Annotated in this window: 27 protein-coding genes and 1 tRNA gene; 18 read left to right on the forward strand and 10 right to left on the reverse strand. The window is 68.4% G+C overall.

Translation table 11 applies throughout. The features are described 5' to 3' along the window. Positions 1-30: 30 nt before the first annotated feature. On the forward strand, positions 31-1,404 hold the full coding sequence (gene amt / locus DACI_RS01515; protein ID WP_012202242.1) for an ammonium transporter: 1,374 nt from the start codon (positions 31-33) through the stop codon (positions 1,402-1,404). A gap of 16 nt (positions 1,405-1,420) precedes the next feature. Here the strand turns inward: amt and DACI_RS31795 are convergent, their stop codons facing one another. Next, positions 1,421-1,558 carry a hypothetical protein gene (locus tag DACI_RS31795; protein WP_156179898.1) on the reverse strand — a complete coding sequence of 46 codons (138 nt, stop codon included), beginning with the start codon at positions 1,556-1,558 and terminating at the stop codon, positions 1,421-1,423. Positions 1,559-1,596: 38 nt separating this feature from the next. Between DACI_RS31795 and glcE the strand changes: the two genes are divergently transcribed. From glcE to DACI_RS01540, 5 genes are all read left to right on the forward strand, one after another. After that, complete coding sequence (gene glcE, locus DACI_RS01520; protein ID WP_043780318.1) at positions 1,597-2,751, forward strand: glycolate oxidase subunit GlcE; 1,155 nt, start codon at positions 1,597-1,599, stop codon at positions 2,749-2,751. Between the two features lie 25 nt (positions 2,752-2,776). Then, complete coding sequence (locus DACI_RS01525) at positions 2,777-3,559, forward strand: YoaK family protein (protein ID WP_012202244.1); 783 nt, start codon at positions 2,777-2,779, stop codon at positions 3,557-3,559. 61 nt (positions 3,560-3,620) lie between these two features. Continuing rightward, a complete protein-coding gene (glcF, locus tag DACI_RS01530) occupies positions 3,621-4,871 on the forward strand; it encodes a glycolate oxidase subunit GlcF (protein WP_012202245.1) in 1,251 nt (416 codons plus the stop codon). 84 nt (positions 4,872-4,955) lie between these two features. Then, the gene (locus DACI_RS01535; RefSeq protein WP_012202246.1) at positions 4,956-5,822 is read left to right on the forward strand and encodes a ProQ/FinO family protein; all 867 of its coding nucleotides are present in this window, start codon (positions 4,956-4,958) and stop codon (positions 5,820-5,822) included. Positions 5,823-6,111: 289 nt separating this feature from the next. After that, a complete protein-coding gene (locus DACI_RS01540; protein WP_013800183.1) occupies positions 6,112-6,630 on the forward strand; it encodes an AmiS/UreI family transporter in 519 nt (172 codons plus the stop codon). 27 nt (positions 6,631-6,657) lie between these two features. On the opposite strand, the gene DACI_RS01545 is transcribed toward DACI_RS01540, so the two are convergent. Together DACI_RS01545 and lplT are read right to left on the reverse strand one after the other, a co-directional pair. Continuing rightward, the gene (locus DACI_RS01545; RefSeq protein WP_012202248.1) at positions 6,658-7,557 is read right to left on the reverse strand and encodes a DMT family transporter; all 900 of its coding nucleotides are present in this window, start codon (positions 7,555-7,557) and stop codon (positions 6,658-6,660) included. Positions 7,558-7,755: 198 nt separating this feature from the next. Then, positions 7,756-9,057, reverse strand: coding sequence for a lysophospholipid transporter LplT (lplT, locus tag DACI_RS01550; RefSeq protein ID WP_012202249.1), 1,302 nt, complete (start codon positions 9,055-9,057; stop codon positions 7,756-7,758). A gap of 134 nt (positions 9,058-9,191) precedes the next feature. Here lplT and alr point away from each other — a divergent pair, with 134 nt between their 5' ends. Beyond that, positions 9,192-10,295: an alanine racemase gene (gene alr / locus DACI_RS01555; protein WP_012202250.1), complete on the forward strand. Its 1,104-nt coding sequence runs from the start codon at positions 9,192-9,194 to the stop codon at positions 10,293-10,295. Here alr and DACI_RS01560 read toward each other — a convergent pair whose 3' ends face one another. After that, positions 10,296-10,736, reverse strand: coding sequence for a MarR family winged helix-turn-helix transcriptional regulator (locus tag DACI_RS01560; RefSeq protein WP_012202251.1), 441 nt, complete (start codon positions 10,734-10,736; stop codon positions 10,296-10,298). A 96-nt stretch (positions 10,737-10,832) separates the two neighbouring features. On the opposite strand from DACI_RS01560, the gene DACI_RS01565 reads away from it, so the two are divergent. After that, positions 10,833-11,645 carry a siderophore-interacting protein gene (locus DACI_RS01565; RefSeq protein ID WP_012202252.1) on the forward strand — a complete coding sequence of 271 codons (813 nt, stop codon included), beginning with the start codon at positions 10,833-10,835 and terminating at the stop codon, positions 11,643-11,645. A 68-nt stretch (positions 11,646-11,713) separates the two neighbouring features. Here DACI_RS01565 and DACI_RS01570 read toward each other — a convergent pair. Continuing rightward, positions 11,714-11,790: transfer RNA gene (locus tag DACI_RS01570), tRNA-Met, on the reverse strand. 143 nt (positions 11,791-11,933) lie between these two features. On the opposite strand from DACI_RS01570, the gene radA reads away from it, so the two are divergent. From radA to DACI_RS01590, 4 genes are all read left to right on the forward strand, one after another. Beyond that, on the forward strand, positions 11,934-13,319 hold the full coding sequence (gene radA / locus DACI_RS01575; protein ID WP_034397813.1) for a DNA repair protein RadA: 1,386 nt from the start codon (positions 11,934-11,936) through the stop codon (positions 13,317-13,319). 79 nt (positions 13,320-13,398) lie between these two features. Further along, positions 13,399-13,836, forward strand: coding sequence for a hypothetical protein (locus DACI_RS01580; RefSeq protein ID WP_012202254.1), 438 nt, complete (start codon positions 13,399-13,401; stop codon positions 13,834-13,836). 44 nt (positions 13,837-13,880) lie between these two features. Then, positions 13,881-14,819 (forward strand): branched-chain amino acid transaminase, encoded by a 939-nt coding sequence (locus tag DACI_RS01585; RefSeq protein ID WP_012202255.1) that lies wholly within the window; start codon positions 13,881-13,883, stop codon positions 14,817-14,819. 35 nt (positions 14,820-14,854) lie between these two features. Further along, positions 14,855-15,064 carry a zinc-finger domain-containing protein gene (locus tag DACI_RS01590; protein WP_012202256.1) on the forward strand — a complete coding sequence of 70 codons (210 nt, stop codon included), beginning with the start codon at positions 14,855-14,857 and terminating at the stop codon, positions 15,062-15,064. 31 nt (positions 15,065-15,095) lie between these two features. On the opposite strand, the gene DACI_RS01595 is transcribed toward DACI_RS01590, so the two are convergent. Next, positions 15,096-15,962, reverse strand: a complete 867-nt coding sequence (locus tag DACI_RS01595; RefSeq protein ID WP_043780325.1) for a capsular polysaccharide synthesis protein — start codon at positions 15,960-15,962, stop codon at positions 15,096-15,098. Between the two features lie 131 nt (positions 15,963-16,093). On the opposite strand from DACI_RS01595, the gene DACI_RS01600 reads away from it, so the two are divergent. The 4 genes from DACI_RS01600 to DACI_RS01615 are packed head-to-tail and all read left to right on the forward strand — an operon-like array spanning position 16,094 to position 20,455. After that, positions 16,094-17,362, forward strand: a complete 1,269-nt coding sequence (locus DACI_RS01600) for an O-antigen ligase family protein (RefSeq protein ID WP_012202258.1) — start codon at positions 16,094-16,096, stop codon at positions 17,360-17,362. After that, a complete protein-coding gene (locus DACI_RS01605; protein WP_012202259.1) occupies positions 17,359-18,480 on the forward strand; it encodes a glycosyltransferase in 1,122 nt (373 codons plus the stop codon). Before DACI_RS01600 ends, DACI_RS01605 begins: the two co-directional genes overlap by 4 nt. Then, entirely contained in the window at positions 18,477-19,505 is a 1,029-nt protein-coding gene (locus DACI_RS01610) for a glycosyltransferase family 2 protein (protein WP_012202260.1), read from the forward strand. The genes DACI_RS01605 and DACI_RS01610 overlap by 4 nt, the downstream gene beginning before the upstream one ends. Next, complete coding sequence (locus DACI_RS01615; RefSeq protein WP_012202261.1) at positions 19,502-20,455, forward strand: glycosyltransferase family 32 protein; 954 nt, start codon at positions 19,502-19,504, stop codon at positions 20,453-20,455. The genes DACI_RS01610 and DACI_RS01615 overlap by 4 nt, the downstream gene beginning before the upstream one ends. Before the next feature lie 22 nt (positions 20,456-20,477). On the opposite strand, the gene DACI_RS01620 is transcribed toward DACI_RS01615, so the two are convergent. Next, positions 20,478-20,897: a hypothetical protein gene (locus tag DACI_RS01620; RefSeq protein ID WP_012202262.1), complete on the reverse strand. Its 420-nt coding sequence runs from the start codon at positions 20,895-20,897 to the stop codon at positions 20,478-20,480. Continuing rightward, the gene (locus DACI_RS01625) at positions 20,869-22,257 is read right to left on the reverse strand and encodes an MFS transporter (protein WP_012202263.1); all 1,389 of its coding nucleotides are present in this window, start codon (positions 22,255-22,257) and stop codon (positions 20,869-20,871) included. Before DACI_RS01625 ends, DACI_RS01620 begins: the two co-directional genes overlap by 29 nt. Before the next feature lie 89 nt (positions 22,258-22,346). On the opposite strand from DACI_RS01625, the gene DACI_RS01630 reads away from it, so the two are divergent. Together DACI_RS01630 and DACI_RS01635 are read left to right on the forward strand one after the other, a co-directional pair. Continuing rightward, on the forward strand, positions 22,347-23,258 hold the full coding sequence (locus DACI_RS01630) for a LysR family transcriptional regulator (RefSeq protein WP_012202264.1): 912 nt from the start codon (positions 22,347-22,349) through the stop codon (positions 23,256-23,258). Between the two features lie 374 nt (positions 23,259-23,632). Further along, complete coding sequence (locus DACI_RS01635; RefSeq protein ID WP_012202265.1) at positions 23,633-24,070, forward strand: hypothetical protein; 438 nt, start codon at positions 23,633-23,635, stop codon at positions 24,068-24,070. A 15-nt stretch (positions 24,071-24,085) separates the two neighbouring features. On the opposite strand, the gene DACI_RS01640 is transcribed toward DACI_RS01635, so the two are convergent. Both DACI_RS01640 and DACI_RS01645 read right to left on the reverse strand, forming a co-directional pair. Next, positions 24,086-25,312, reverse strand: coding sequence for an ATP-binding protein (locus tag DACI_RS01640; RefSeq protein ID WP_012202266.1), 1,227 nt, complete (start codon positions 25,310-25,312; stop codon positions 24,086-24,088). A 7-nt stretch (positions 25,313-25,319) separates the two neighbouring features. Then, positions 25,320-26,078: a response regulator transcription factor gene (locus DACI_RS01645; RefSeq protein WP_012202267.1), complete on the reverse strand. Its 759-nt coding sequence runs from the start codon at positions 26,076-26,078 to the stop codon at positions 25,320-25,322. Between the last annotated feature and the right edge of the window lie 7 nt (positions 26,079-26,085).

The following is a 26,085-nucleotide window of genomic DNA, read 5'->3' on the forward strand; positions in this document are numbered from 1 at the left end:
TTTCAACCCCTCGTTTCCCGAAAGACTGCCATGACCAAACGACTTCTTTCCATGGGCCTGGGGCTGGGCCTGCTGGCCGCAGGCGCCGCTGCCCTGGCACAGGAGCCCGCCGCCGCTGCAGCCGTTGCCGATGCGGCCGCTGCAGCAGCCCCCGCCGCCGCGGCCGCAGCCGAGGCGCCGGCCCCCGCACTCAGCGCCGGTGACACGGCCTGGATGCTGACCTCGACCATGCTGGTGATCCTGATGGTGATCCCGGGCCTGGCACTGTTCTACGGCGGCCTGGTGCGCACGAAGAACATGCTGTCCGTGCTCTGCCAGGTCTTCGTGATCTTCTCGCTGATCACGCTGCTGTGGGCCGTGTACGGCTACTCGCTGGCCTTTGCGGGCGAAGGCAACTTCTTCGGCGGCTTCGGCAAGATCTTCCTCAAGGGCATCGCGCCCGACACGCTGTCCGGCGCGCTGCCTACCATTCCCGAGTACGTGTTCGTGGCCTTCCAGTCCACGTTCGCCGCCATCACCGTGGCCCTGATCGTCGGCGCCTTCGCCGAGCGCATCAAGTTCTCGGCCGTGATCCTGTTCTCGGTGCTGTGGTTCACCTTCAGCTACATTCCCATGGCCCACATGGTCTGGGGTGGCGGCCTGCTGGGCAAGGACGGCGCGCTGGACTTCGCCGGCGGCACCGTGGTGCACATCAACGCCGGTATCGCCGGTCTGGTGGGCTCCTACATGCTGGGCAAGCGCATCGGCTTCGGCCGCGAGGCACTGCCTCCGCACAGCCTGACGCTGACCATGGTCGGTGCCTCGCTGCTGTGGGTGGGCTGGTTCGGCTTCAACGCCGGCTCGGCAGGTGCTGCCAACGGCATTGCCGGCCTGGCCTTCATCAACACCATCGTCGCCACGGGCGCCGCCACCATCTCCTGGCTGGCTGCCGAAGCCCTGCACAAGGGCAAGGCCTCGATGCTGGGCGCCGCCTCGGGCGCCGTGGGCGGCCTGGTGGTCATCACCCCGGCGGCCGGCCTCGTGGGCCCCATGGGTGCCATCGTCATGGGCCTGATCGCCGGTCCTGTCTGCCTGTGGGGTGTGTCGGGCCTCAAGAAGCTGCTCAAGGTCGATGATGTCTGCGACGTGTTCGGCGTGCACGGTGTGGGCGGCATCCTGGGTGCCATCCTGACCGGCGTGTTCTGCGCCTCCAGCCTGGGCGGCATCGAGCCCGCAGACTTCAACATGGGCCATCAAGTGTGGGTGCAGGTCAAGAGCGTGCTGCTGACCATCGTCTGGTCCGGCGTGGTGGCTGGCATCTCCTACAAGATCTGCGACCTGGTCGTCGGCCTGCGCGTCAGCGAAGAGTCCGAGCGCCAGGGCCTGGACATCACCACGCACGGCGAGGTGGCGTACTACCGCTGATCGGTTTCCAGGGATTTCATTGCGGATTGGCCTCGGTGCTTGCACCGGGGCCTTTTTTGCTTTGGAGCCGCTGCAGAGATGGCGTCTTTGCCTTTTCGTCCCGGCTGTTTTGCGCCGCCCGCAGAACTTCAAGCGCGCCGTTCAAAAAATTCACGGGTCCGCACCGAGGCGCAAAAGGGCCCAGCCGCTACGATGCAGGCCATGGATTCAGCCCAAAGCCACCTCCTCCAGATCGCCCAGCGCGTGCGCGCTGCTGCGGCCGACGCCACGCCGCTGCGCATACGCGGCGGCGGCACCAAGGATTTTCACGGCCTGGCCCTGCAGGGCGAGCTGCTGGACACGCGGGCGCTGGCCGGCGTGGTCAGCTATGAGCCCAGCGAACTCGTCGTGACCGTGCGTGCCGGCACGCCTCTGGCCGAGGTCGAGGCCCTGCTGGCCGCCCAGGGCCAGTGCCTGGCCTTCGAGCCTCCGCATTTCGATGGAGACAGCCGCAACGCCACCGTGGGCGGCATGGTGGCCAGCGGCCTGTCCGGGCCGGCGCGCGCCAGCGTGGGCGCCGTGCGCGACTTCGTGCTGGGGCTGGAGATGATCAACGGCCAGGGCGAGCTGCTGCGCTACGGCGGGCAGGTCATGAAGAACGTGGCGGGCTACGACGTCTCGCGGCTGATGGCGGGCTCCTGGGGCGCGCTGGGCCTGATCACCGAGGTCAGCCTCAAGGTGCTGCCCGTGGCGCCGGCCGAGGCCACGCTGCGCTTCGAATGCACTCAGCAGCAGGCGCTGGACTGGCTCAATGCCTGGGGCGGGCAGCCGCTGCCGCTCAATGCCAGTTGCTGGCTGCAGGAAGACGGCGCAGCCCAGGGCGTGCTGTACCTGCGCCTGCGCGGCGCACGTGCCGCCGTGCAGGCGGCCTGCGAGCGCCTGGGTGGCGAGCGTGTGCAGCGCATGGACCCTGCGCATGCCGCTGCCGACTGGCAGGCCTGCCGCGAGCAGCAGCTGCCCTGGTTCACCGCACGCGCGCCGGGCCATGCGCTGTGGCGCCTGTCCGTGCCGCAGACGGCTCCAGCCCTGGCGCTGCCGGACGGCTGCACGGGGCCGCTGATCGAATGGCACGGCGCACTGCGCTGGGTACAGGCGCCGCGCGCGCTGGGCCATGCGCTGCGCGCGCTGGCAAAAGCAGCGGGCGGATCGGCCACCTTGTTCCGCTCCGAGGCCGCAGACCAGCCCGGCGCCGAGCCCGATTTCGACGCCCAGGCGGCCGATGCCACGGCTGCGCTGCATGCGCGGCTCAAGCAGGCCTTCGATCCTGCGGGCATCTTCAACCGCGGCCGGCTGGCCGCCGCCTGGTAGGCCTGGCCAACGCCTGGCTCCGCCCATGCGCATGCGCCACCACCTGCACCTGCTCACGGACCGGCACCGCACGGTGGCCAGCAACCGCACGCTGGGCCTGCTGCTGGCCTTCAACGCGGGTGCGGTGAATGCGGGCGGCTTTTTGCTGGTGCACTCCTATACCTCGCACATGACGGGCTTTGTCTCGCTGCTGGCCGACAACCTCGTGCTGGGCAATACGGCGCTGGTGCTCAGTGCCTGCGGCGCGCTGCTGGCCTTTCTGTGCGGCGCGGCCGCGACATCGCTGCTGGTCAACTGGGCGCGCCACCACCGGCTGCGCAGCAGCTATGCGCTGCCGCTGCTGCTGGAAGCCGCGCTGATGCTGCTCTTCGGCGTGCTGGGCGCGGCCATGCTGGCCTGGCCCACGCCGTTCGCCGTGCCGCTGGCCGTGCTGCTGCTGTCCTTCATCATGGGATTGCAGAACGCCACGGTGACCAAGATGTCGTCCTCGCAGATCCGCACCACGCACATGACGGGCGTGATCACCGACCTGGGCATGGAGCTGGGCCGAGCCCTTTACTGGAACCGCCATGGCAGCCCGCCCGAGCACCGGGTCCACGCCAACCATGTGCGGCTGCGGCTGTTCGCAGGGCTGCTGTCCATGTTCCTGCTGGGCGGCATTGCGGGTGCGCTGGGTTTCCGGCACCTGGGCTTTGTGTTCGTCGTGCCGCTGGCCGTGGTGCTGTGCCTGCTGTCCCTGCCGCCGCTGTGGGCCGACCGTGCGCGGCTGCCCCTGCTGCTGGGCCGGCGAGCCGCGCCTCGCGCGTGACCGCCGCGTCCGGCTGCCGTGCCTGACCGTTCCCCGATACCCATACAACAAGAGCCCCACCATGCAGACCCAACTCGCACCCCAGTACCGCGCCACGCCCGAGGGCCAGGAGGCCGAAGCCATTCTGCGCAAGTGCGTGCACTGCGGCTTTTGCACGGCCACCTGCCCGACCTACCAATTGCTGGGCGACGAGCTGGACGGGCCGCGTGGCCGCATCTACCTGATCAAGCAGGTGCTGGAGGGCGAGAAGCCCACGCGCGCCACCCAGCAGCACCTGGACCGCTGCCTGACCTGCCGCAACTGCGAAAGCACCTGCCCCAGCGGCGTGCAGTACGGCCACCTGGTGGACATAGGCCGCAAGATCGTCGAGGAACAGGTGCCGCGCCCCTTCGGCGAGCGCGCCAGGCGCTGGGCGCTCAAGGAGGGGCTGAACTCGCCGCTGTTCGCCCCGGCCCTGAAGCTGGGCCAGGCCGTGCGCGGCCTGCTGCCCGAAGTCCTGGCCGAGAAAGTGCCCCAGCCCCAGGATGCGGGCGCCTGGCCCGTGCGCGAGCATGCGCGCAAGGTGCTGCTGCTGGCCGGATGCGTGCAGCCGGCCATGATGCCGCGCATCAACTTCGCCACCGCGCGCGTGCTGGATGCGGCCGGCATACAGACCGTGATCGCGCCCAAGGCCGGTTGCTGCGGCGCCGTGAAATTCCACCTCAACGACCAGGAAGGCGGCAAGGCGCAGATGCGCGCCAATATCGACGCCTGGTGGCCGCAGGTGGACAGCGGCGCGGTGGAGGCCATTGTCATGAATGCCTCGGGCTGCGGCGTCACCGTCAAGGAATACGGCCATCTGCTCAAGGACGATGCGCAGTACGCGGACAAGGCAGCCCGCATCAGCGCCCTCACGCGCGACCTGAGCGAGCTGCTGCCTGAGCTCCTGCCCGAGCTGGCCGAGCGCCTGCAGGGCAGGGTGCGCGCACCGGCCGCGCCCATGGCCTACCACCCGCCCTGCACGCTGCAGCACGGGCAAAAGCTGCGGGGCGGCGTGGAAACCCATCTGGCCAGGCTGGGCTTCGAGCTGCGCGTGGCGCGCACCGAGTCCCACCTGTGCTGCGGCTCGGCGGGAACCTACTCGGTGCTGCAGCCCGAACTTTCGCACCAGTTGCGCGACCGCAAGATCGGTGCGCTGACCGAAGGCTTCGATGCCCGGCGGCCCGCCGCCATCCTCTCGGCCAACATGGGCTGCATCGTCCACCTGCAAAACGGCACGGACCTGCCCGTGCGCCACTGGATCGAGGTGCTGGACGAGGCCCTGCTGGCCTGAGACCCGCCGCGTACCGACTGCGCATCTGTGCCTCCAGCGCGACGCCGTGGGGCCTATGCCCGCGCAAGCCTTTGCAATGCTGGCATGATGCGGGGTTTCGTTTTCTCCAAGCCCACGTGCTCCGCCATGACTGAATCCGTGTCTGAACCGCAAGAACAGAGCGCCGCGCTGCCGGCGGACGCCGCTGCCGGCACCGAGCCGCAGGCTGCAGCCAGCGCCGATGGCCAGGGCCGCAAGCGCTCGCGCCGTGGCGGACGTGGCCGCAACAAGGGCAAGGCCACCGAGCCTGCCGCCGATGCCGCATCCGGCACGGCCGCCAGTGCCGAGGCCAACGCTTCCAGGCCCGTGCGCACCCAGCACCCGCTGCTGGCGCAACTGGCCCAATGGCATCCGAACCTGTTCGGCGAGCAGCCGCTGCCGCTCAAGCGCGGCATCTTCGAGGACCTGCTGGCCGCCCATCCTGAAGCCATTGACCGCGACCAGCTCAAGCTGGCCCTGTCCCAGCACACGCGCTCGAGCCGCTACCTCACCGTGGTGGCCAGCGGCCAGGCCCGGCATGACCTGCAGGGCCAGTCGGTCGAGGCCATGGCGCCCGAGCATGTGCACCATGCGCTGATCGAAGTCTTCCGCCGCCGTCAGCACCGCTCGCCCGAAGACCTGGCGCCCAAGCTGCGCAACCGCATCATCGCGGCCTACGAGGCATCGGGCCTGTCGCGCGACGACTACGCGGCGCGGGTGCAAGGCCGTGACGAGGCCACCAACGCCCTGGTGGCCGAGGCACTGGCCGAGGCCGATGCGCGCACCGCACGCGACGAGGCGCTGCTGCGCGCCTTCGAGGCCAGCGGCCAGACCTCCGAAGCCGGCTTTGCCGACATGTACGGCATGAACCCGCGCCAGGTGGCGCAGCAGCTGGAACGCGCCCGCCGCCGCCTGCAGACGCAGGCGGCCTGAGGCACCAAAGACCGGCAGCACCGCCTGCCGGCACACTCCACCGCCGCGTGCCCGGCAAGGGCCGCGCCGGTGCACCTGCCCTGGATCACAGGCGGCATCTCTGCAGCGGACCCTTCCGCCAGCACGCAGATGCCCACCAGGGGCGGGCCCGGGGATGAACTGTTTCACGGACGCCGCTGCACCCGGCCACGGGGCGGCGGCGCCTTGCCGTGCGCGCTCGTTCCGGGAAATGAACACGGCGCGCAAGGCACTTCAAAAGCAAAAGGCAAAAAGCAAAAGGAGACTTGCGATGTGGCTGGGTTTGTCGTTGTTCTACGTGGGCGCCGTGCTGTGCCTGAACGGCCTGTGGATGCTGGGGCGCATCGCCGACCGGGAGATCTGGGTCATCAACGTGTTCGCGGGCCTGGTCTCGCTGATCATCGGCCTGGCCTCGGCCTTCGGGCCCGAGCCTGATGCGGCCTCGGTCAAGACCGGCGCGCTGACCCTGCTGTTCGCCTTCACCTACCTGTGGGTGGCCATCAACCGCTTCACGGGCGCCGATGGCCGGGGCCTGGGCTGGTTCAGCCTGTTCGTGGCCATCACTGCGGTGCCCGTGGCCATCGACACCCTGCTGGGCGCGCGCACCGCCATCGACTGGTGGATGGCGGCCAACTGGGCGGCCTGGGCCGTGCTGTGGGCCATGTTCTTCGTGCTGCTGGCCCTGGGCCGCAACATCGGCCGCGTGACGGGCGCCCTGTGCATTGCGCAGGGCGTGCTCACGGGCTGGCTGCCGGGCTACCTGCTGCTGGCCGGGCAGCTCACGGGCTGATTGCGCAGCGTCAGTACGGGCGGGGCGTCAAGCCCCACGCCGCCGTGCATGCGCCAGTGCAGACAGCAGCGCGGCCGCGATGATGCAGGCGCCGCCCAGCAGCGTGCGCGGCGTCAGCACCTCGCCTGCAATCAACACCGAGGAGGCGCTGGCAAACACCACCTCGGCCAGCATGACCACGGCGGTCACGCCGGCCGGCAGGCGCGCGGCGCCGAACTGCAGCGCCCAGTTGCCCAGCATCAGCAGCACGGCCAAGCCGGCGGCAATCAGCATCCAGCCGGCCTGCGGCGCAGGCATGGGCGGCACCAGCCCCACGCTGCTGCCCGCGAAGGCGCTGGCCAGTCCCATGGCCATGCAGCCGCTGAACATGGCCAGCATGCGCGCCTGCGCCGGCACGGCCTGCAGGCGGCGCAGCAGCACATTGGTCAGCGCAAAGGTGAAGCCGCCAAACAGTGCCAGGCCGTCGGCCAGCGACAGACCGCGCAGCAGCCCGGGCGAGCCGCCGCTGAATGTGCCCTCGGGCACCAGCACCAGCGCCACCCCGCCAAAGGCCAGCAGCAGCCGTGTCAGCGCGGCCGGCGTGGGCCGCTCGCCCAGGATCTTCCAGGCCAGCAGCACGGACCACGCCGGCATCAGATAGAACAGCAGCACCACGCGCACCACATCGCCAATGGTCACGGCCCAGTTGAAGGCGATGTTGTTGCTGCCCGCGCAGGCACCCAGCAGGATCAGCACCGGGTACTGCAGCGCCTGGCGCAGGCTGGCCGGGCGCAGCGCCACCAGCCCCGCCAGCACCAGGGCATACATCAGCGCCGTGGCCCACAGCGGATGCAGGCCGGCCTCGTGCATGGCGCGAAACGGCCACCAGGCCAGACCCCAGACCAGGGTGTTGAACAGCAGGGCGAGAACGGGCAGGGGGCTGTGCATAAAACCACGAAAAAGTGCCCGGTCAGGCAAAGCCCGCACCGGACACAATACGAGAAGACCATTTAGACCAGGCCTATCAATCGATAGCGCCCTATGGAACTGGCGAGGCCCAAAGCGAGAGACACCGAGCCAGGGCCGCCCCGCCGCGAGGGTGTCGTCCCCCCTGGGGGAAGGCGCGAAGCGCCTCAGGGGGTAGTCTCAATGACAATCCTTGCGGGCAATCACCAGCAGGCGCTCGACTTCCTCGGGATAGTTGCGCACGTTGCTGACGTGCCAGCGGCCGATCAGCCACATGATGCCGGCCACCACCAGGCCGAACACCGTGATGGCGCCGAAAGCCGACAGTCCGAACTTGGTGGACAGCGCATAGAAGGCGCCCAGCGCCAGGATGCAGGCCTGCTCGTTGAAGTTCTGCACGGCAATCGAGCGGCCCGCGCCCATGAGGTTGTGGCCGCGGTGCTGCAGCAGCGCATTCATGGGCACGACCAGGAAGCCGCCCAGGCCGCCCAGCAGGATCAGGAAGGGAATGGCCACCCACACGCTCTTGATGAAGATCATGGCGATCACCAGCAGGCCCATGGTGATGCCCAGCGGAATCACGCGCGTGGCGTTGTCCAGCCGCATGCGCATGGACGCGAGGATGGCGCCTGCGGCCGTGCCGATGGCCACCACGCCCACCAGGGCCGATGCCTGGGAGGTGCCGTAGCCCAGGGCCGCCGCGCCCCAGGCCAGCACGATGTAGCGCAGGTTGCCCGACACGCCCCAGAACAGCGTGGTCGTGGACAGCGAGATCTGGCCCAGCTTGTCCCCCCACAGCCGCTGGCTGCAGGTCCAGAAGTCGGGCAGCAGGGCCAGGGTGTTGGCCAGCAGGCTCTTGCTGGGGTCCTGGCGCAGCGGGCGCAGGATGGTGTCGGTCAGCGGAATGCGCAGGTTGAACCAGGCGGCCAGCGCATAGACGCCGACCAGCACGGCAATCGCCGCTTCGGCGGCCGTGTCCACGCCCGTGTCCAGCAGCGGCAGGTCAAAGTCCAGCAGATGTGCCGAGATGCCCGGGCTCAGCAACTGCCCGCCCACGAGCACGCCCAGGATGATGGAGGTGATGGTCAGCCCCTCGATCCAGCCATTGGCCTTGACCAGCTGGGAGGCGGGCAGCAATTCGGTGAGGATGCCGTACTTGGCCGGCGAGTAGGCCGCTGCGCCCAGGCCCACCACGGCGTAGGCGATCAGCGGGTGGTTGCCGAACAGCATCATCAGGCAGCCCACGATCTTGATCGCATTGCTGATGAACATCACCCGCCCCTTGGGCAGGGCGTCGGCAAAGGCGCCGACGAAGGGGGCCAGGATCACGTAGAACAGCGCGAACATGGGCACCAGGGCGGCGCGCTGCCACTCGGGGGCGCCATTGGTGCGCAGCAGTTCCACGGCGGTCACGAACAGGGCGTTGTCTGCCAGCGAGCTGAAGAACTGCGCTGACATGATGGTGTAGAAACCGCGCTTCATGGATAGGCAGATGGGGTCAGCTGCAGGGCTGCTGACCGGTTAAATAAGGACCCCGTGGCAAGTGACTGGCGGTTATATCACGCGGCCTTCGGCCGGCAGTGCCAGAATCCCAAGCTTCTGACTGAGTGAAAACCATGCCGCGTCCCATTCTTGCCACCATCCATTCCGCCGCGCTTCGCCACAACCTGGAGCGGGTGCGGCAGGCGGTCCCCGATGCCAAATTGTGGGCCGTGGTCAAAGCCAACGCCTATGGCCACGGTATCGAGAACGTGTTCGAGGCCCTGCGCGGCGCCGACGGCTTCGCCATGCTGGACCTGGCCGAGGCCGAGCGTGTGCGCCAGCTGGGCTGGCGCGGCCCCATCCTGCTGCTGGAGGGGGTCTTCGAGCCGCGCGACCTGGAGCTGTGCTCGCGCCTGTCCATCTGGCATGCCGTGCACTGCGACGCCCAGATCGACTGGCTGGCCGCGCACAAGACGCAGAACGGCCACCGCGTCTTCCTCAAGATGAACTCCGGCATGAACCGCCTGGGCTTCACGCCCGAGCGATACCGCGCGGCCTGGGCCCGGCTGAACGCCTTGCCCCAGGTGGAGGAAATCTCGTTCATGACCCATTTCAGCGATGCCGACGCAGGGGCCGGACAGCCCGGAATCTCGGCACAGCTGCAGCGCTTTCATGACGCCACGCGCGACCTGCCCGGCGAGCGCAGCGTGGGCAACAGCGCAGCCACGCTGCGCCAGGGCGACGACGCGCTGGTGCGCTGCGACTGGGTGCGGCCGGGCATCGTGCTCTACGGCAGCTCCCCCGACTATCCGCAGCACACGGCGGCCCACTGGGACCTGCAGCCCACGCAGACGCTGAGCTCGCGCATCATCGGCGTGCAGCAACTGACCGAGGGGCAGAGCGTGGGCTATGGATCGCGCTTCACGGCCGAGGGCCCCCTGCGCCTGGGCACCGTGGCCTGCGGCTATGCCGACGGCTATCCACGCCACTGCGGCACGGGCACGCCCGTGCTGGTGAACGGCGTGCGCACCCGCACCCTGGGCTGCGTGAGCATGGACATGCTGGCCGTGGACCTGACGCCCGTGCCCGATGCCGGCATGGGCAGCGAGGTCACGCTGTGGGGCCGCGCCAGCAACGGCGCCGTGCTGCCCATCGACGAGGTGGCCGAGGCCGCAGGCACGCTGGGCTATGAACTCATGTGCGCCGTCGCGCCGCGCGTGAACAAGACCATCGATTGATCAGGGCGCGGCTTCCACGCTGTCCCTGGCCCGCTCCAGCAGCGCCATCAACTGCTGTTGCGCGGCGGGCTCCCAATCCTTGAGCAGCCGGGCCGCCAGCGCCTGGCGCGACTGGCGCAGCCGGTCGAACAGGGCCTGCCCCTGGGGGCTGAGGCTCAGGCAGCGCACGCGGCGGTCGCGGGCGTCCGGTTCGCGGTCCAGCCATCCCTGCTCCTGCAGCTGCGCCAGCATGCGCGCAAGCTGGGCCTTGTCCATGTGGCTGTGGTCGACCAGATCCCTTTGCGTGCGGCCCGGGTGCCGGCCCACGTACATCAGCACGCGCACCTCGTTGGGCGTCAGCCCGGGCTCCATGGACTCCATGTCCTCGCGCATGCGCGACCGGAACAGGTGCAGCAGCTCGTGCATGGCCTCGAAGATATCGGCGGGCAGGGAGGCATTCATGGCAGGGTCTTGTGGAAATACGTTGACAAAGTCAACGGATGGCAGAGAATTGGTGGACTAAATCAACATTCTAGGCCGTCGCAGGCCGTTTCGCCAATGAACTTGCCCAATCCAGCCACCTCTGCCGTGACACCGGCCCCCGTCGTCCAGCGTGTCCGCCATTCCTTCCGCGCCCGCCATGTGCAATTGCTCTCGCGCGAGCAGCCCAGCCCCGGCTTTGTCCGCCTGACCCTGGGCGGACCCGATCTTGAGGACTTCGTGAGCGCCGGTTTTGACGACCACGTCAAGCTCATCCTGCCGCAGGCCGGGCGCGAACTGCCTGCGCTTCCCGTGCTGCTCGATGGCCGTCCGACCTTCGTGGAGGACGAGCGCCCCACCTTGCGCGACTACACGCCGCTGCGCTACGACGCCGCGCGCCAGAACCTCATCATGGATTTCGCGCTGCACGATGCCGGCCCCGCCACCGAATGGGCGCTGACCGCCCCGCTGGGCCAGTGGGTGGGCCTGGCCGGGCCGCGCGGCAGCCTGGTGATCTCGGCCAACCTGCCATGGCATTGGCTGTTCGGCGACGAGACCGCCATGCCCGCCATCGAGCGGCGCCTGGCCGAGCTGCCCGCCGGCAGCCGCGCCGTGGTGCGCGTGCAGCTGCGCAACCCGGCCGACCGCCGCCAGTGGAGCAGCACGGCCCGGCTGGACTGCGACTGGGTCGAATCGCTGGCCGACGCCGTGCAGGCGCTGGAGCTGCCCCAGGACGACGGCTATATCTGGGCGGCGGGCGAGCACAGCGCCATGGCCGAGCTGCGTCGCCTTCTGCTGGCCAAAGGCGCATCGCCCAAGCGCATGCGCGTGGCCTCCTACTGGAAGCAGGGCACGGCCGACCACCATGAAGACCTGAACGATCCCAGCTGACCTGCCTGGAGAAAAGAACGGATAGCACAGACGAAAAAAAGCCCACCGAAGTGGGCTTTTTTTCGTGGTGGTTGCGCGAGAAGGATTTGAACCTCCGACCTTTGGGTTATGAGCCCAACGAGCTACCAGACTGCTCCATCGCGCGGTAATCCGCAGTAATTTCGTTTTCACTGCATTTTCTGCAGCGAAGAAGTGAACTATAACCGATATCTTTCCGCCACGCAACTGCGATAGGCGCGAAACATGCGTGCCAGGGCGGCGGCCACCGCTCGGTATAGTGCTCACCCCATGGCCAAAGACAAAACCACGTTCATCTGCAATGCCTGCGGAGGCACCAGCCCGCGCTGGCTGGGCAAGTGCCCGGCCTGCGGGGCCTGGAACTCTCTGATCGAGGCCGTTGCCGAGCCTGCGAGCGCGGGCAAGAACCGGCTCAGCCAGCCCCAGGGCTATGCGGGCCTGGCCAATGTCCAGGCCGTGATGCCGCTGTCGGCCATCGAGGCCCAGGACGTGGCGCGCACGCCCAGCGGCATCGAGGAGCTGGACCGCGTGCTGGGCGGCGGCATTGTCGAAGGCGGCGTGGTGCTGATTGGTGGCGATCCCGGCATCGGCAAGTCCACCCTGCTGCTGCAGGCCATGGACGCGCTGCACCGCGTCGGCCTGCCCACGCTGTATGTCACGGGCGAGGAAAGCGGTGCCCAGGTCGCGCTGCGCTCGCGCCGCCTGGGGCTGGAGGCCAGCCAGGTCAACGTGCTGGCCGAGATCCAGCTGGAGAAAATCCTCGCCACCATGGAGGCCACCCAGCCGGCCGTGGTCGTCATCGACTCCATACAGACCGTGTACTCGGACCAGCTGTCCTCGGCGCCGGGCTCGGTGGCCCAGGTGCGCGAATGCGCGGCCCACCTCACGCGCGCGGCCAAGACCACGGGCATCACCGTGATCCTGGTCGGCCATGTGACCAAGGAAGGCGCACTGGCCGGACCGCGCGTGCTGGAGCACATGGTGGACACGGTGCTCTACTTCGAGGGCGATACGCACAGCAACTTCCGCCTGGTGCGCGCCATCAAGAACCGCTTTGGCGCCGTCAACGAGATCGGCGTCTTCGCCATGACGGAGAAGGGCCTCAAGGGCGTGACCAACCCCAGCGCCATCTTCCTGTCCCAGCACAGCGAGCCCGTGCCCGGCTCCTGCGTGCTGGTCACGCTGGAGGGCACGCGCCCCATGCTGGTGGAGATACAGGCCCTGGTCGATCAGGGCGGCCCCGCGCCGCGTCGCCTGTCCGTGGGCCTGGACCGCGACCGGCTGGCCATGCTGCTGGCCGTGCTCAGCCGCCACGCGGGCGTGGCCTGCGCGGACCAGGATGTGTTCGTCAACGCCGTGGGCGGCGTGCGCATCAGCGAGCCTGCGGCCGACCTGGCCGTCATGCTGTCCATCACTTCCAGTCTGCGTGGCCGCGCCCTGCCCAAGGGATTCCTCGCCTTTGGCGAAGTGGGCCTGGCCGGCGAAGTGCGCCCCGCGCCGCGCGGCCAGGAGCGCCTGAAGGAAGCGGCCAAGCTGGGCTTCACCATGGCCGTGGTACCCAAGGCCAATGCGCCCAAGAAGGCCATCGCTGGTCTGACCGTTCATGCCGTCGAACGCGTGGACGAGGCCATGAACATCGTCCGAGGGATGGGCTGACGCGCTTGCCGAGCGCATTGCGGGGGCATACGCACTGTCCGCAGCGGCCCTGCGGCGCCTCCATAAGACAATCGGCGCCATGAATTTGCGCAATATCCTGATTCCTCTGGGCCTGCTCGTACTGCTGGTGGCTGCGCACCAGTCCTATGGCTGGATGGGTGTGGTCGCCGTGGGCGGCGGCATCATGATGTGGCTGTTGCTGCATTTCACGCGGCTGATGTCCATCATGAGGAAGGCCGCGGACCGGCCCATGGGCTATGTGGGCAGCGCCGTCATGCTCAACGTCAAGCTCAAGCCCAAGGTCTCGCTGATGCACGTGGTGGCCATGACGCGCTCCCTGGGCGAGCGCCTGTCCGAGGAGGGCCAGCAGCCCGAGATCTACCGCTGGACCGACGGTACGCAGTCGCATGTGACCTGCGAGTTCAAGAGTGGCCGTCTCATGAAGTGGACCCTGGTACGCCCCACGCCCGAGCCCGAGCCGGCGTCTGCGGCCCCCGAGGCAGCCCCTGCGCCCTAAAATAGCGGGTTGGTGTTCTGTTCAATACCCCCAAGGATGTTCCTATGAGCCCCGTTGTTCCCTCGATGGCCGACCGTGACGGCAAGATCTGGATGGATGGCCAGCTGGTGGACTGGCGCGATGCCAAGATCCATGTGCTGACCCACACGCTGCACTACGGCTGCGGCGCATTCGAGGGCGTGCGGGCCTACAAGTCCGAACAGGGCACGGCCATCTTCCGCCTGGAAGACCACACCAAGCGCCTGTTCAACAGCGCCAAGATCCTGCGCATGCAGATCCCGTTCACCCAGGAAGTGGTGAACCAGGCCCAGGTCGAGGTCGTGCGCGCCAACCAGCTGGAATCGTGCTACCTGCGTCCGCTGACCTGGATCGGCGACCGCAAGCTGGGCGTCTCCCCCAAGGGCAACACCATCCACCTGATGGTTGCAGCCTGGGCCTGGGGCGCCTACCTGGGCGAAGAAGGCATGCAGCGCGGCATCCGCGTGAAGATCTCCAGCTTCACGCGCCACCATGTGAACATCACCATGAGCCAGGCCAAGGCGGTGAGCAACTACACCAACTCCATCCTGGCCAACACCGAGGCGTTGGACGACGGCTATGACGAGGCCATCCTGCTGGACGCCTCGGGCTTCGTCTCCGAAGGCTCGGGCGAGAACATCTTCGTCATCAAGGACGGCGTGGTCTACACGCCCGACCTGTCGGCCGGCGCGCTCAACGGCATCACGCGCAACACCGTGATGCACATCTGCAAGGACCTGGGCCTGGAAGTGGTGCAAAAGCGCATCACGCGCGACGAGCTGTACATCGCCGATGAAGTCTTCTTCACCGGCACGGCCGCCGAAGTCACGCCCATCCGCGAGGTAGACCGCATCGAGATCGGCGCGGGCAGCCGCGGCCCCCTCACCGAAAAGATCCAGCAGGCCTTCTTTGACATCGTCAACGGCCGCAACCCCAAGTACGCCCATTGGCTGACTCGGGTCTGAACATCCCTAGAGACCCACGAAAGAGATAAGCAAGCATGACAACGAATGCCACCGTCGAACTGGCGGCCAAGGACCTCAACGCCCAGGGCGGCGTGTTCTGCCCCAGCCCCAAGGCCGACATGAAGCTGTGGAACAGCCATCCCAAGGTCTACCTGGACGTGGCCCACACCGGCGAAGCCAAGTGCCCCTACTGCGGCACGCTGTACCGCCTGAAAGCCGGCGAAGTCTTCGCAGGCGGGCATTGAACAAAGCGGGCCTCGGCCCGCTTTGTGTGTCTCAGCGCGCCGACAGCGCGCGGCTCCAGATGCTGCCGGGCGCAGCACCTCCGTGCAAAGCCAGCATGTCCGTGAAATGGCGTCGCTCCCCGCCGCGCAGCTTGACGATGGGCGCCGCCACCTGCGGCGCCTTCGCCAGGCACAGCTGGGGGTAGAGCAGGTACCACTTCCAGCGCAGGGCAGAGTGATAGAAGAAGGCCGTGTCCTCGGCCTTGAACAGCGTGAGCCGGGCATCGGGCAGGCGCCGCATCACCTGCTGGGCCGTCACATGGATCAGAAGGTAATTTGGATCGGGAATGCCCTGCAGCACCTCGGCGGCGTCGTGCCGCGACTGCAGGCGCTGCAGATAGGCCTCGGGGCCGTCCACGATCAGCGCCTGGTGAAACTCCTTTTGCCATTCCGATACAAAGCGCGAGCCGGCCGGAGCGCAGAATGACCAGCTTTCGATCACTGGGTAGCGCCTGTCCCTGGTGAAGCCCTCAAGGTAGAAGCCTGCCAGCTCGGCAGCGCCTGCGCCGGGGGAGGCGCTCATCCAGTCCAGTGGCGCGGTCAGCAGCGTGGTGGCGTCAAACCAGTAGCCGCCGTGGTGTGCCACCAGGTACAGGCGAAGCCAGTCCGATTGCTTGGTGGGATGGAGTTCGGCAAACGCCGCAGGAAGGTCGCCGCAGGCGACGTACTGGCCCAGGTTCTCTGGCGTCACGACGATGACCTGGTGATCCGGGCACTGCCGCCGCCAGCTGTCCACGCACTGCTGGACGAAGGGATCCAGGCCGGACTGGTTCCAGTACGTCCAGATCGTTTTCGGGATTTCCGCTGCAAGACCATCGGCTGCCGGGGGCGATGGGGGCAGCTGCAAGGGCGCAGGCATGGTGTAATCTGCGCCGATTTTGGAAGGCGCCGCCCAGCGATGGAGCAGCCTGAATAAGACCGCAGGAATTTTTTTCATGAGCGGATGGAAAGCGGAATGCCCGCATTTTGGGGCAGAAAGTTGCGGTCTTGATGAGATTTGACAAGTCGAAGCTGCCAGGGCTCCTCACGACCCTGGCCGCTATTTTGGTGCCCGGGCTGGCCTTGTGGCTGCGCTCGGGCTATTCCTATGGCGCCGGCCTCATGGTCCTGGGCGCCCTGTGTTTTCTGCCTCGCTGGGTCAGATACCGGCAGTCCAACGGCACCTGGCTGCTGGTCGCGCTGTTCCTGGGCATGGCGGTGATGTGGTACTTCCTGTCCGTGCTGGACGGGGGCACCGGGCAGTTCGACCGGCCCGTGAAATTCATCCTGGGCGCGGTCAGCCTGCTGTTCGCCATGTGCTATCCGCCCACGGCGCGGATCTTCCTGTGGGGCATACCGCTGGGCAGCGCGGGCGCGGGCTTCATGGCCCTGTGGCAGGTCTGCGTACTGGGCATGGAACGGGCCACGGGTTACACCAATGCCATCCAGTGGGGCAACATGGCCTTGCTGCTGGGCTGCTTCTCCTGCATCTATGCCGTGTCCTTCTGGCACCAGCGCTCCCTGCTTTGGCGCCTGCTGGTGCTGGCGGCTGCCGCGCTGGGGGCGCTGGCTTCGCTGCTGTCGGGCTCGCGCGGCGGGTGGCTGGCGCTGTTGCCCATGTTCTTCATGCTGATGGTCCTGGTGCGCATGTACCGCCCGCAGTACTTCGGGCGCCTGTTGCTGGGCTGCGCTGCAATTGTGGTGGCGCTGGCCACCGTGATGGCCTTCATCCCGCGCGTCAGCGAGCGCGTGGATGAGGTCTACCTGGATGTGAGCACCTACCTTTATGCCGGCAACTCCAACACCTCGCTGGGCACCCGGCTGGAGCAGTACCGGCTGGCCGTGCAGATGATCGGCGAGAAGCCACTGCTGGGCTGGGGCATGCAGGGCTATGTGGACGAGATGCACCGGCGCGTGGCCGCCGGCAGCTATGGCCAGTCCATCCGCGAATACAACTTCATCCACAACGACTTCCTGGACATCTGGGTCAAGCTCGGCGTGCCGGGCGTTCTGCTGCAGGCAGCGCTGTTCATCTCGCTGCTGTGGCTGTTCTGGCCCTCGCGGCGGCGCATGGCGCTGTGGCCTGCGGACAGCACCCCCTGGCGCGAGGCCCTGCTGCTGCGTATCCTGGGCAGCCTGATGCCAGCCATGTACCTGGCGTTCGGCATGTCACAGCAATTTTTCGTGCACAACAGCGGCATCGTCTTCTTCGTCTTCCTCGTGGTGGCCCTGTGGACATCGCTGCATGGCCTGGAAAGGGCCAGCGGAGCCGTGCGGTGACGGAGCGCGCCACCACGGCCCGGCCCCGGGTGCTGCACTTCGTGACGGGCGGCTTCTCGGGTGCCACCCAGGTGGCGGTGGATCTGGTGTCGGCGCACCGCGCATCGGGCCGCTTCGACGCCCGGCTGGTGCTGCGGCGCAAACGCAATACCTCCGATGAACGCGTGCAAAAGCTGCGCGACGGCGGCATCGATGTCGATGTGGTGGCCGGCTGGTCCCATGCCGCCACCGTCTGGCAGCTGCGCCGCATCTGCCTGGACTTTCGGCCGGACATCGTAGTCGCCCATGGGTTCAGCGACCACCTCTGGGGCCGCTTTGCCGCGCTGTGGGCCGGCGTGCCCTGCCTGGTGCATGTGGAACACAACTCGCGCGAGCGCTACACGCGCTGGCGGCTGGCGCAGGCCCTGTGGCTGACCGAGCGCACGGCCGCCATCGTCGGCTGCTCCGAAGGCGTGCGCCAGAGCCTGCAGGACCGCGGCTTTCCTGCCGCCAAGCTCTTGGCCATCAGCAACGGCATCCGGCCCGAGCCCTATCTGCAGGAGCCGCCACCCTTGCTGCAGCGCCGCCCGGACATCGTCATGGCCGCGCGCTTTGCGCGGCAAAAGGACCATGCCACCTTGCTGCGCGCGCTGGTGGTGCTGCGACAGCGCGGCCTCACGCCCACGCTGACCCTGGCCGGCGGCGGCAAGGCGCGCGCCCAGCAGGCGGCGCAGCGGCTCAGCGCCGAACTGGGCCTGCAGGACCAGGTGCAATTCATCGGCATGTGCAACGACGTGCCCGGCCTGCTGCGTGCGCACCGCGTCTGCGTGCTGTCCACGCACTACGAGGGCATGCCCCTTTCCCTGCTGGAAGGCATGGCGGCGGGCTGCGTGGTGGTGGGCAGCCGCGTGGTGGGCGTGCAGGAAGTGGTGCGGCCCGGCGACAACGGCCTGCTGGCCGCGCATGCCGACCCCGAATCGCTGGCCGACGCCCTGCAGCAGGCGCTGCAGGATGACGAGGCCGCCCTGCGCATGGCCGCCACCGCGCGGCAGGAAGCCCTGTCGCACTACAGCCTGCAGCGCATGACCGGCCAGTACGAAGACCTGTTCGCCCGCCTGCTGCAGGGGGAGCGTCCGTGACCTGGCTCAGCATCCTGGTGCCCGTCTACAACGTGCTGCCCTACCTGGAGGAATGCCTGCAGTCCGTCATGGACCAGGCCGATGCCGGCGTGCAGGTGCTGGTGCTGGACGACTGCTCCACTGATGGCTCCTGGGCCCTGATGCAGCAGCTGGACCAGCGCTGGCCCGGCCGCCTGCAGCTCATGCAGCACGAGCGCAATGCCGGCCTGAGCGCGGCGCGCAACACCATGATCGAAGCGGCCACGGGCGACTACCTGTGGTTTTTGGACTCCGACGACAAGCTGCTGCCCGGCGCGATTGCCGGGCTGTCGGCCATCGTGAAGCAACATGCGCCCGATGCCGTGCTCTGCGACTTCTCCGTCTGGCGCGAGGCCCCGCGCCTCAAGCACCGCCTGCGCGGCGAGGCGCACCGGCACAGCTTCCAGGGCCCCACGCTGCAGCGCTCGCAGGACCGGGGCGCCCTGCTGGCCGGCCTGCTGCGCACGGGCCAACTGCATGCCTGGTCCAAGATCTCGCGCCGCAGCCTGTGGGATGCGGGCCTGCGCTTTCCTGCAGGCCGCTACTTCGAAGACATGATGACCATGCCGCAGATGGCGCTGCGCTGCAGCAGCTTCTACTACCACCCCCAGCCCTGGGTGGCCTACCGGCAGCGTGCCAACTCCATCCTTGCGTCCATGACGCCTGCCAAGGCGGCAGACCAGTCCGCCGCCCTGTGGCCCCTGGCGCAGGCCGTGCAAGCCCTGCAGGATGATGCGCTGCGCAACGACGGGCGCCTGCACTTCGCCTGGGCGCACCAGGCCGCGCGCAACCTCATCGGCGCCCTGCGCTTTCTCGACCGGCAGCGGGACATGCCGCCCGCGCAGCGGCAGGTGCTGGCACAGCAGTTCCTGGCGGACTTCGGCCGCATCTCCCCGCTGTCCCTGCCGGCCCTGCGCCAGGCCTATGTGCGCAGGGGCTGGGTGCTGCGCGCCTGGAAGCTGCGCCGCTGGGAGCAGTGGGCACGCCAGCAAGGAGCCCACGCATGAGCGGCCTGAAACTGAAAACCCGGGGCGAGCTGTGGCTGGCGGCGGGCATGCGCCGCTTCTACGCCACCTTCGCACGCCGCCTGGAGCAGGGCCCCGCGCCCGACTTCCGCAGCCATGACATCGGGCCTGCGGCGCCCGTGCCCGTCTCCACGCCCATACCCCGCATCATCTGGGCCTACTGGAATGGCGACTCGGTGCCGCTGCTCATACAGCGCTGCTTTGACAACTGGGCCCGCCTGAATCCCGGTTACAGCCTGCGCATCCTCAACGACGCGCAACTGCCGCAATACGTGCCGCAGCTGCCCGGCAACCTGCAGCAGCTGCCCGTGGCCAAGCGCTCGGACTGGCTGCGCCTGGAATTGCTGCACCGCCACGGCGGCATCTGGCTGGACGCCAGCACCATCCTCACCGAGCCGCTGGACTGGCTGCTGGAGCAGCAGCAACGCAGCGGCGCCGACCTGGTCGCCTACTACCTGGAGCGTTACACCCGCGACCCGCAGGTGCCCGTGGTCGAGAACTGGCTCATGGCCGCCCCCCCGGGCAGCGCCTTCATCGCGGCCCTGCACAAGGAATACGTGGAACAGGTCCTGCCGCAGACGGGCGAGGCCTATATCGCCCAGCTCCAGCAGGCCGGCGAATACGAGCAACTGCGCCAGGGCATCGACATGCCCGCCTACCTCAGCATGCACCTGGCCATGCAGCGCGTGCTGCGCGCCGGCGGCAGCTACCGCCTGCGGCTGGCCAAGGCCGAGGACGGCCCCTTCTTCCTGCACGTGCAGGGTAACTGGGGCCGCACCCCGCTCAAGATCCGCCTGATGTTCTCGCGCACCGAAAAGGCGCCCGTGCCGCTGATCAAGCTGCGCGCGCCCGACCGCAAGAAGCTGGACCTGTACCTGGAGCGCGGCCTCTACGTGCCCGGCAGCATCGCCGACCGCTACCTGCGGGGCTGAGCGGCGAGCGCGCGCTGGGCCATCAGCCCAGGGCCGTCTCATGCAGGTAGTGCCACAGCACCCCTTGGCCCGCACGTTTGAGGATCACGACTGATCGGCGCGAGGTCTCCACGCCGTCCAGGCGATGGGTTTCCAGGTAGCGCATGGCCAGGCCGGCCGTGTCCCGCCATACGGGCTGCATGTCGCAGACGCATATCTCCAGCCCTGGCCGCTGGCCGGCCGCGCGCCGGAACATCTGCTCCACATCGTCCAGGCCGACGAGTCTGCCCGTGGTGGTCACCATGCTGAACTCCGGGCTGAACTGCGGCATCAGCGCCTGCAGCGCGGCCTGTGCGCCCGCTGGTTGGGTGAAGACGGTGTGGATCAGCTCGTGCACCTGGTGGATGCTGCGTTCGGCGATGCCGATGTCAATGTCACGGTCGATGGGCTTGTTGTCTTGCATGGTGGTCCTTGAGGGTGTGCAGCGATCGCAGTTGCAGCAGGGGTACAAGCCCTGCCAGCGATGCGATCAGAAACGTGATGTGATAGGCCCGGCCTGCGTCCAGGCGGGTGGCGAGCATGTTGAAAACCATCAGGAAAAACGCGGCGCCCACGCTGAAGGCCATCTGCCGGTTGAGGTTCCAGATCACGCTGGCCTGCTGCGTCTGCCGGCCGTCGAAGTCCAGCAGCGCCGTCGTCTGCGCGGTATTGGCCCCCAGGCCGCCGCCCAGGCCCATCAGGCCGTAGGCGGCCGCCAGCAGCCAGGGGTCGGCAGGGGCCGCCACGGCGGCCAGCGCCGCAATGCCCAGGCTGTGCAGCACCATGCTGGCGATGAACAGGGGCCGTGCGCCCGCGCGGTTGTACAGCCGGCCGCCCACCAGCATGGACACCAGGGCGCCGCCTGCGTAGACCATCATGAATCGGCCTGTGGCCTGCGCGCTCAGGTGCAGCATGTCCTGCAGGTAGAAGATGTTGAGCAGGTTCACGCCCGTGAACACGCCGGGAATGGCGTGGTAGACGGCCACCGACATGCGCAGGCGCGGGCTTTTGAGCAGTTGCAGTTCCACAATGGGGTGGGCCGTCTTGCGGGCATGGAGGGCATACAGCACCGTGAAGGCCAGGCCCGCCGCCATGCCCAGCCAGGCCAGCGCCAGGCCCTGGCCCGAACCTTGGCCTGCGCCATAGAGCGACATGCCCAGCAGCCAGGCGGCCAGCGCGGCGCTGACCAGCACCAGGCCTTTGAGGTCGGGCCGCTGCCGGGCCGTGGCCGGTGCATCGCGCACCCACAGCCAGGCCAGGCCTGCTGCGGCCAGGGCCAGCGCAATATTGGAATGGAACACCCAGCGCCAGGAGCCGTGGTCCACGATCAGCCCGCCCAGCCAGGGCGAGAGGGCCGGTGCGATCAGCGCCACGGCCATGACCAGCGTGGAGACACGCGCGCGCTCCGGTCCCTGGAACCGATTGAAGGCCAGGGCCTGGCCCACGGGAATCACCAGGCCGCCCGCCATGCCCTGGATGAAGCGCCAGCCCACCAGCTGGCCGAAGCTGCCCGCCTCGCCGCAGGCCCAGGCGGCCAGGGCGAAGGCCAGCATGGAGCCCGCCATCAGCCCGCGCGCGCCCCAGCGGTCGGCCAGCCAGGGGGCGAGGGGAATGGCCAGCGTCAGTCCCAGCATGTAGGCATTGGCCACCCAGGCCCCGGCCGAGATGCCCACATGGAACTCGGCCGCAATCGTGGGCAGCGCGACGGCGGGCATGAAGATGTTGATGCAGTCGACGAAGAAGCCCATCAGGAAAACGGTGGCCAGGCGGTATCGGTATGTCATCTTGCGCTTTCAGGAGGGGCAAGACTAAAGAGCGCGGGCGGCCACGTCGATGGGGCTATGCTGGACTCTTTGTTTGACTGGATTGAACAATGACCCCCACAAGCACGGCCATGCACACGCTGCTCCACCGCGCGCAGACGTTTCTGGCCGTGGTGGATTTCGGCTCGTACACCAGGGCGGCGGACTTCCTGGGTATCAGCAAGGCCATGGCCAGCCTGCACGTGAAATCGCTGGAAGAGGCGCTGTCGGTGGCCCTGCTGGTGCGCAACACCCGCAGCATCGCCCTGACGGAAACCGGGCGGGAGTTCTACGACGAGTTCAAGGGCATCGTTCGCGACGTGGGCAGCGCCTTCGACAACGCCATGCACAGCGGCAACCGCATCGCGGGCCGGCTGCGCATCAGCACCACCAGCGAATACGGGGAGAAGTACATTCTTCCGCTGATCCCGGCCTTCCTGGAGCGCTACCCGGGCATCTCGGTGGCCTATGACGTCAACTCTTCACTGAGCGACCTGGTGGCCGAAAAGCTGGACCTGGTCGTGCGCCTGGGCCACCTGGCGGACTCCAGCTTCAAAAGCCGCAGGCTGGCCGGCTACGACATCGTGCTGGTGGCCTCGGCCGCCTTCCTGCGCAGCCATCCCGTGCGCCAGCCCGAAGACCTGGCGGACCTGCCCTGGATTGCCAACAGCAACCTCGCCCATCCCACGGCCTGGACGCTGCGCACTGCCGGCGGCCAGGGCGTGGACGTGGTGGGCCGGGCGGCCCACCAATCCAACTCCTCCACCGCCATCCGCGCCCTGGCCCGGTCCTCGCTGGGTGTGGCGGTGCTGCCTGCGTGGTTTGTGGAGGACGACCTGGCCGGCGGCGTGCTGCAGCGCGTGCTGCCGGACCACGCCCTGCCGCCCCAGCCCATCAGCGTGGTCTTTCCCGACAGCAGCCACCTGCCGCGCAAGACCCGCGTGTTCATCGACTTCCTGTGCGAGCACCTGGGCCGGGATTGAGGGTGCGGCTGGCCGGCCCGCCCTGGCCCCGTTAAACTGGCCGCAAGCCGAAAGGCCCGGTGCGTAGAAACACCTTCCGTGAGGTTGCAGCCCCCACCTTAAAGCGGGGCTTTGTCATGCCTTATCTCGTCGGATTGGCGCATTTGCTTGCGCCTGTCCGCATGGTTTCGGGCGTGGTGGGGGCTATCCGCAAGGACGCCCGCACGGCTACGGACGTGTTTCTAACCACCACGCCCACCTGTTGTGCGTAGAAACTCAACCGGTGGTTTTCTGTGATCTCGTAGGAAAACAGACCATGTCCCTCCCCATCCTTGCCAGCCCCAGCGCTGCGCTTGCCCCTTCCAGCCCTCCTCTCTATCAGGAGGGCTGACCCCATGACATCCCGCAAAAACACTGCCGGCGCGGCAGTGCAGGCGCAGCCGTTGCCGAAGCGATCGCAAGCCGCAAGGCCTTCCGACTGGCCCAGCGCGTGGCAGGCCATGCATGTCTGTCTGGTCGTCATCGAGGGGCGGCTGGTCACCCTGGCCGAGGTCTGTGGCAAAAAGCCCGACCGCAAGGCCCGCCAGTTCGACGTGGAATGCGCGGTGGAGCTGGCGCTGGCGCACATACGCCGCATGCGCGCCGACCCACCTGACAGCCACCAGGCGTTCGAGCAGCAGTGGCACCTGGCGTCCTGCGCCATCGAACTGGCCGATGGCGCCTACCGCTTCCCCCGCTCGCGCTACGGCCGCCTGCTCAAGCGCACCCGCTGGCATTTCGACCTGCTCAGGGATCTGGTGGAACGTGTGGAGTGGCAGCACCGGCGCGGCTGAGCCGCAGGCGGCAGCTCAGGCCAGCGGCAGCCGCAGCACGAAGCAGGCGCCCGGCTGGCCGTCGGCGCGGCCTTCGCAGTGCACGCTGCCGCCGTGGCGCTGGGCGATGGAGCGCACCAGGGCCAGGCCCAGGCCCACGCCGCCCGAGCGCTCGCTGGCGCCGGGCAGGCGAAAGAACTTCTCGAAGATGCGCTCGCGGTGGGCCGGCGCCACGCCGGGGCCATGGTCGCAGACGCGGATCTCGGCCATGGCGTCCTGGCGCGCCAGCTCCAGCGTGATGGCGCCCTGGCTGTAGCGGCGCGCGTTCTCCAGCAGGTTGCGCACGGCGCGGCGCAGCAGCTTGGAGATGCCGGGCACTTCCAGCGCGTCCGTGGACTGCAGGTCCAGGTCGGCATCCACGCGCGCGCATTCCTCGGCGGCCAGGCCGATCAGGTCCACGGGCTCGATCGTGCCCACGTCGCCCTCATAGGTCTCCAGCCGGCTGGCCAGCAGGATCTCGTCCACCAGCTGGTCCAGCTCGCTGATGTTGCGCTGGATCTCGGCGCGCGCGCGGGCGCTGGCGGGGTCGTCGCCCATGAATTCCAGGCCCATGCGGATGCGCGTCAGCGGCGAGCGCAGCTCGTGCGAGGCATTGGCCAGCAGCGATTTGTGCGAGGTCACCAGGGTCTCGATGCGCGCGGCGGCGGCGTTGAACTGGTGGGCCAGGTCGGCCACCTCGTCGCTGCCGTGCTCGGGCACGCGCACCGACAGGTCGCCCTCGCCAAAGCGCTTGACGCCGCGCTGCAGGTTCTCCAGCCGCTTGAGCAGGCGGCGGATGATGGGGAACACGCCCACGGCCACGGCCACGCCCACCAGGCCCAACAGCCACAGAAAGCCGAAGGGCGGGCGCAGCCAGAAGGCGGCTGCGCCGTCGTGCGGCGGGCGGTCGCCGCGCGGCGGGCGCGGCGCCATGTGCAGCATGTAGGTCTGGCCGTCCGTGCCCTCGATCTCGAAGCGCAGCCCCTCCTCGGGCGAGCCGGGCAGGCGCCGTGCACGGCCCTGGGCGATCACGTTGCCCTGGCCGTCGCGCATGGCCACGTCGCGCGAGGGCGGCGAGCTGGCGCTTTGCACGTTCTGCGCGTTCTGCTCGGCCGCGATCTGCCAGGCCCATGCCACCGTCAGCGTGAGCACGGCCACGCCGCCGACCACGGCCAACCAGATGCGCAGGTACAGGCGCTGGGAGAAGAGGGACAGCAGCTTCATGCAGCGGTCAGTCTTGTTGCTTGGCGAAGACGTAGCCCACGCCGCGCACGGTCAGGATGCGCTTGGGCGCCTTGGGGTCGGCCTCGATTGCGGCGCGGATGCGGCCCATGTGCACGTCGATGGAGCGGTCGAAGGCCTCCAGCTCGCGGCCTCGCACGGCCTCCATGATCTGGTCGCGCGTGAGCACGCGGCCCGCGCGCTCGGCCAGCGTGACCAGCAGGTCGAACTGGTAGGAGGTCAGCTCGCAGGGCTGGCCCGCCACGGTGACGCTGCGCGCGTCGCGGTCGATCTCCAGGCTGCCGAAGCGCAGCGCCGTGGTCACCTGGGCGTTGGCTGTGCCCTCGCCGCCGCCGCGCCGGCGCAGGATGGCGCGGATGCGCGCCAGCAGCTCGCGCGGCTCGAAGGGCTTGGGCAGGTAGTCGTCGGCGCCGATCTCCAGGCCGATGATGCGGTCCATGGGATCGCCCTTGGCCGTGAGCATCAGTACCGGCACCTGGGCTGCGGGGCCGGGCAGGGCGCGGATGCGCCGGCAGACCTCCAGGCCGTCCATGTCGGGCAGCATGAGGTCGAGGATGACGAGGTCGGGCAGGTCGGCGCCCGGCACACCGTCGGCGGGCTGCAGCTGCTCCAGGCCGCTGCGGGCATCGCCCATGTGCGTGACCTGCAGGCCGTTGTTGCCCAGGTAGTCACCCACCATCTGCGCGAGGCGGGTGTCGTCTTCGATCATCAGAAGATGGTGCGTACTCATGGAGGGCAGTGTATTCATGCTGGGG

Origin of the sequence: Delftia acidovorans SPH-1, from assembly GCF_000018665.1 — a bacterium.
In the GTDB taxonomy this organism is placed as follows: Bacteria; Pseudomonadota; Gammaproteobacteria; order Burkholderiales; family Burkholderiaceae_C; genus Comamonas; species Comamonas acidovorans.

Bases quoted from the DNA above. Each gene is read 5' to 3' on its own strand.
- DACI_RS01560 (WP_012202251.1), bottom strand. From the start codon at position 10,736: ATGAATGCCTCCCTGCCCGCCGATATCTTCGAGGCCATGCACGAGCTG.
- DACI_RS01620 (WP_012202262.1), bottom strand. From the start codon at position 20,897: ATGCAAGACAACAAGCCCATCGACCGTGACATTGACATCGGCATCGCC.
- DACI_RS01585 (WP_012202255.1), top strand. From the start codon at position 13,881: ATGAGCCCCGTTGTTCCCTCGATGGCCGACCGTGACGGCAAGATCTGG.
- DACI_RS01580 (WP_012202254.1), top strand. From the start codon at position 13,399: ATGAATTTGCGCAATATCCTGATTCCTCTGGGCCTGCTCGTACTGCTG.
- lplT (WP_012202249.1), bottom strand. From the start codon at position 9,057: ATGAAGCGCGGTTTCTACACCATCATGTCAGCGCAGTTCTTCAGCTCG.
- DACI_RS01540 (WP_013800183.1), top strand. From the start codon at position 6,112: ATGTGGCTGGGTTTGTCGTTGTTCTACGTGGGCGCCGTGCTGTGCCTG.
- DACI_RS01525 (WP_012202244.1), top strand. From the start codon at position 2,777: ATGCGCATGCGCCACCACCTGCACCTGCTCACGGACCGGCACCGCACG.
- radA (WP_034397813.1), top strand. From the start codon at position 11,934: ATGGCCAAAGACAAAACCACGTTCATCTGCAATGCCTGCGGAGGCACC.
- DACI_RS01565 (WP_012202252.1), top strand. From the start codon at position 10,833: ATGAACTTGCCCAATCCAGCCACCTCTGCCGTGACACCGGCCCCCGTC.
- DACI_RS01595 (WP_043780325.1), bottom strand. From the start codon at position 15,962: ATGCCTGCGCCCTTGCAGCTGCCCCCATCGCCCCCGGCAGCCGATGGT.
- DACI_RS01640 (WP_012202266.1), bottom strand. From the start codon at position 25,312: ATGAAGCTGCTGTCCCTCTTCTCCCAGCGCCTGTACCTGCGCATCTGG.
- glcE (WP_043780318.1), top strand. From the start codon at position 1,597: ATGCAGGCCATGGATTCAGCCCAAAGCCACCTCCTCCAGATCGCCCAG.
- DACI_RS01645 (WP_012202267.1), bottom strand. From the start codon at position 26,078: ATGAATACACTGCCCTCCATGAGTACGCACCATCTTCTGATGATCGAA.
- glcF (WP_012202245.1), top strand. From the start codon at position 3,621: ATGCAGACCCAACTCGCACCCCAGTACCGCGCCACGCCCGAGGGCCAG.
- DACI_RS01600 (WP_012202258.1), top strand. From the start codon at position 16,094: ATGAGATTTGACAAGTCGAAGCTGCCAGGGCTCCTCACGACCCTGGCC.
- DACI_RS01635 (WP_012202265.1), top strand. From the start codon at position 23,633: ATGACATCCCGCAAAAACACTGCCGGCGCGGCAGTGCAGGCGCAGCCG.
- DACI_RS01590 (WP_012202256.1), top strand. From the start codon at position 14,855: ATGACAACGAATGCCACCGTCGAACTGGCGGCCAAGGACCTCAACGCC.
- DACI_RS01625 (WP_012202263.1), bottom strand. From the start codon at position 22,257: ATGACATACCGATACCGCCTGGCCACCGTTTTCCTGATGGGCTTCTTC.
- DACI_RS01615 (WP_012202261.1), top strand. From the start codon at position 19,502: ATGAGCGGCCTGAAACTGAAAACCCGGGGCGAGCTGTGGCTGGCGGCG.
- amt (WP_012202242.1), top strand. From the start codon at position 31: ATGACCAAACGACTTCTTTCCATGGGCCTGGGGCTGGGCCTGCTGGCC.
- DACI_RS01630 (WP_012202264.1), top strand. From the start codon at position 22,347: ATGACCCCCACAAGCACGGCCATGCACACGCTGCTCCACCGCGCGCAG.
- DACI_RS01535 (WP_012202246.1), top strand. From the start codon at position 4,956: ATGATGCGGGGTTTCGTTTTCTCCAAGCCCACGTGCTCCGCCATGACT.
- DACI_RS01545 (WP_012202248.1), bottom strand. From the start codon at position 7,557: ATGCACAGCCCCCTGCCCGTTCTCGCCCTGCTGTTCAACACCCTGGTC.
- alr (WP_012202250.1), top strand. From the start codon at position 9,192: ATGCCGCGTCCCATTCTTGCCACCATCCATTCCGCCGCGCTTCGCCAC.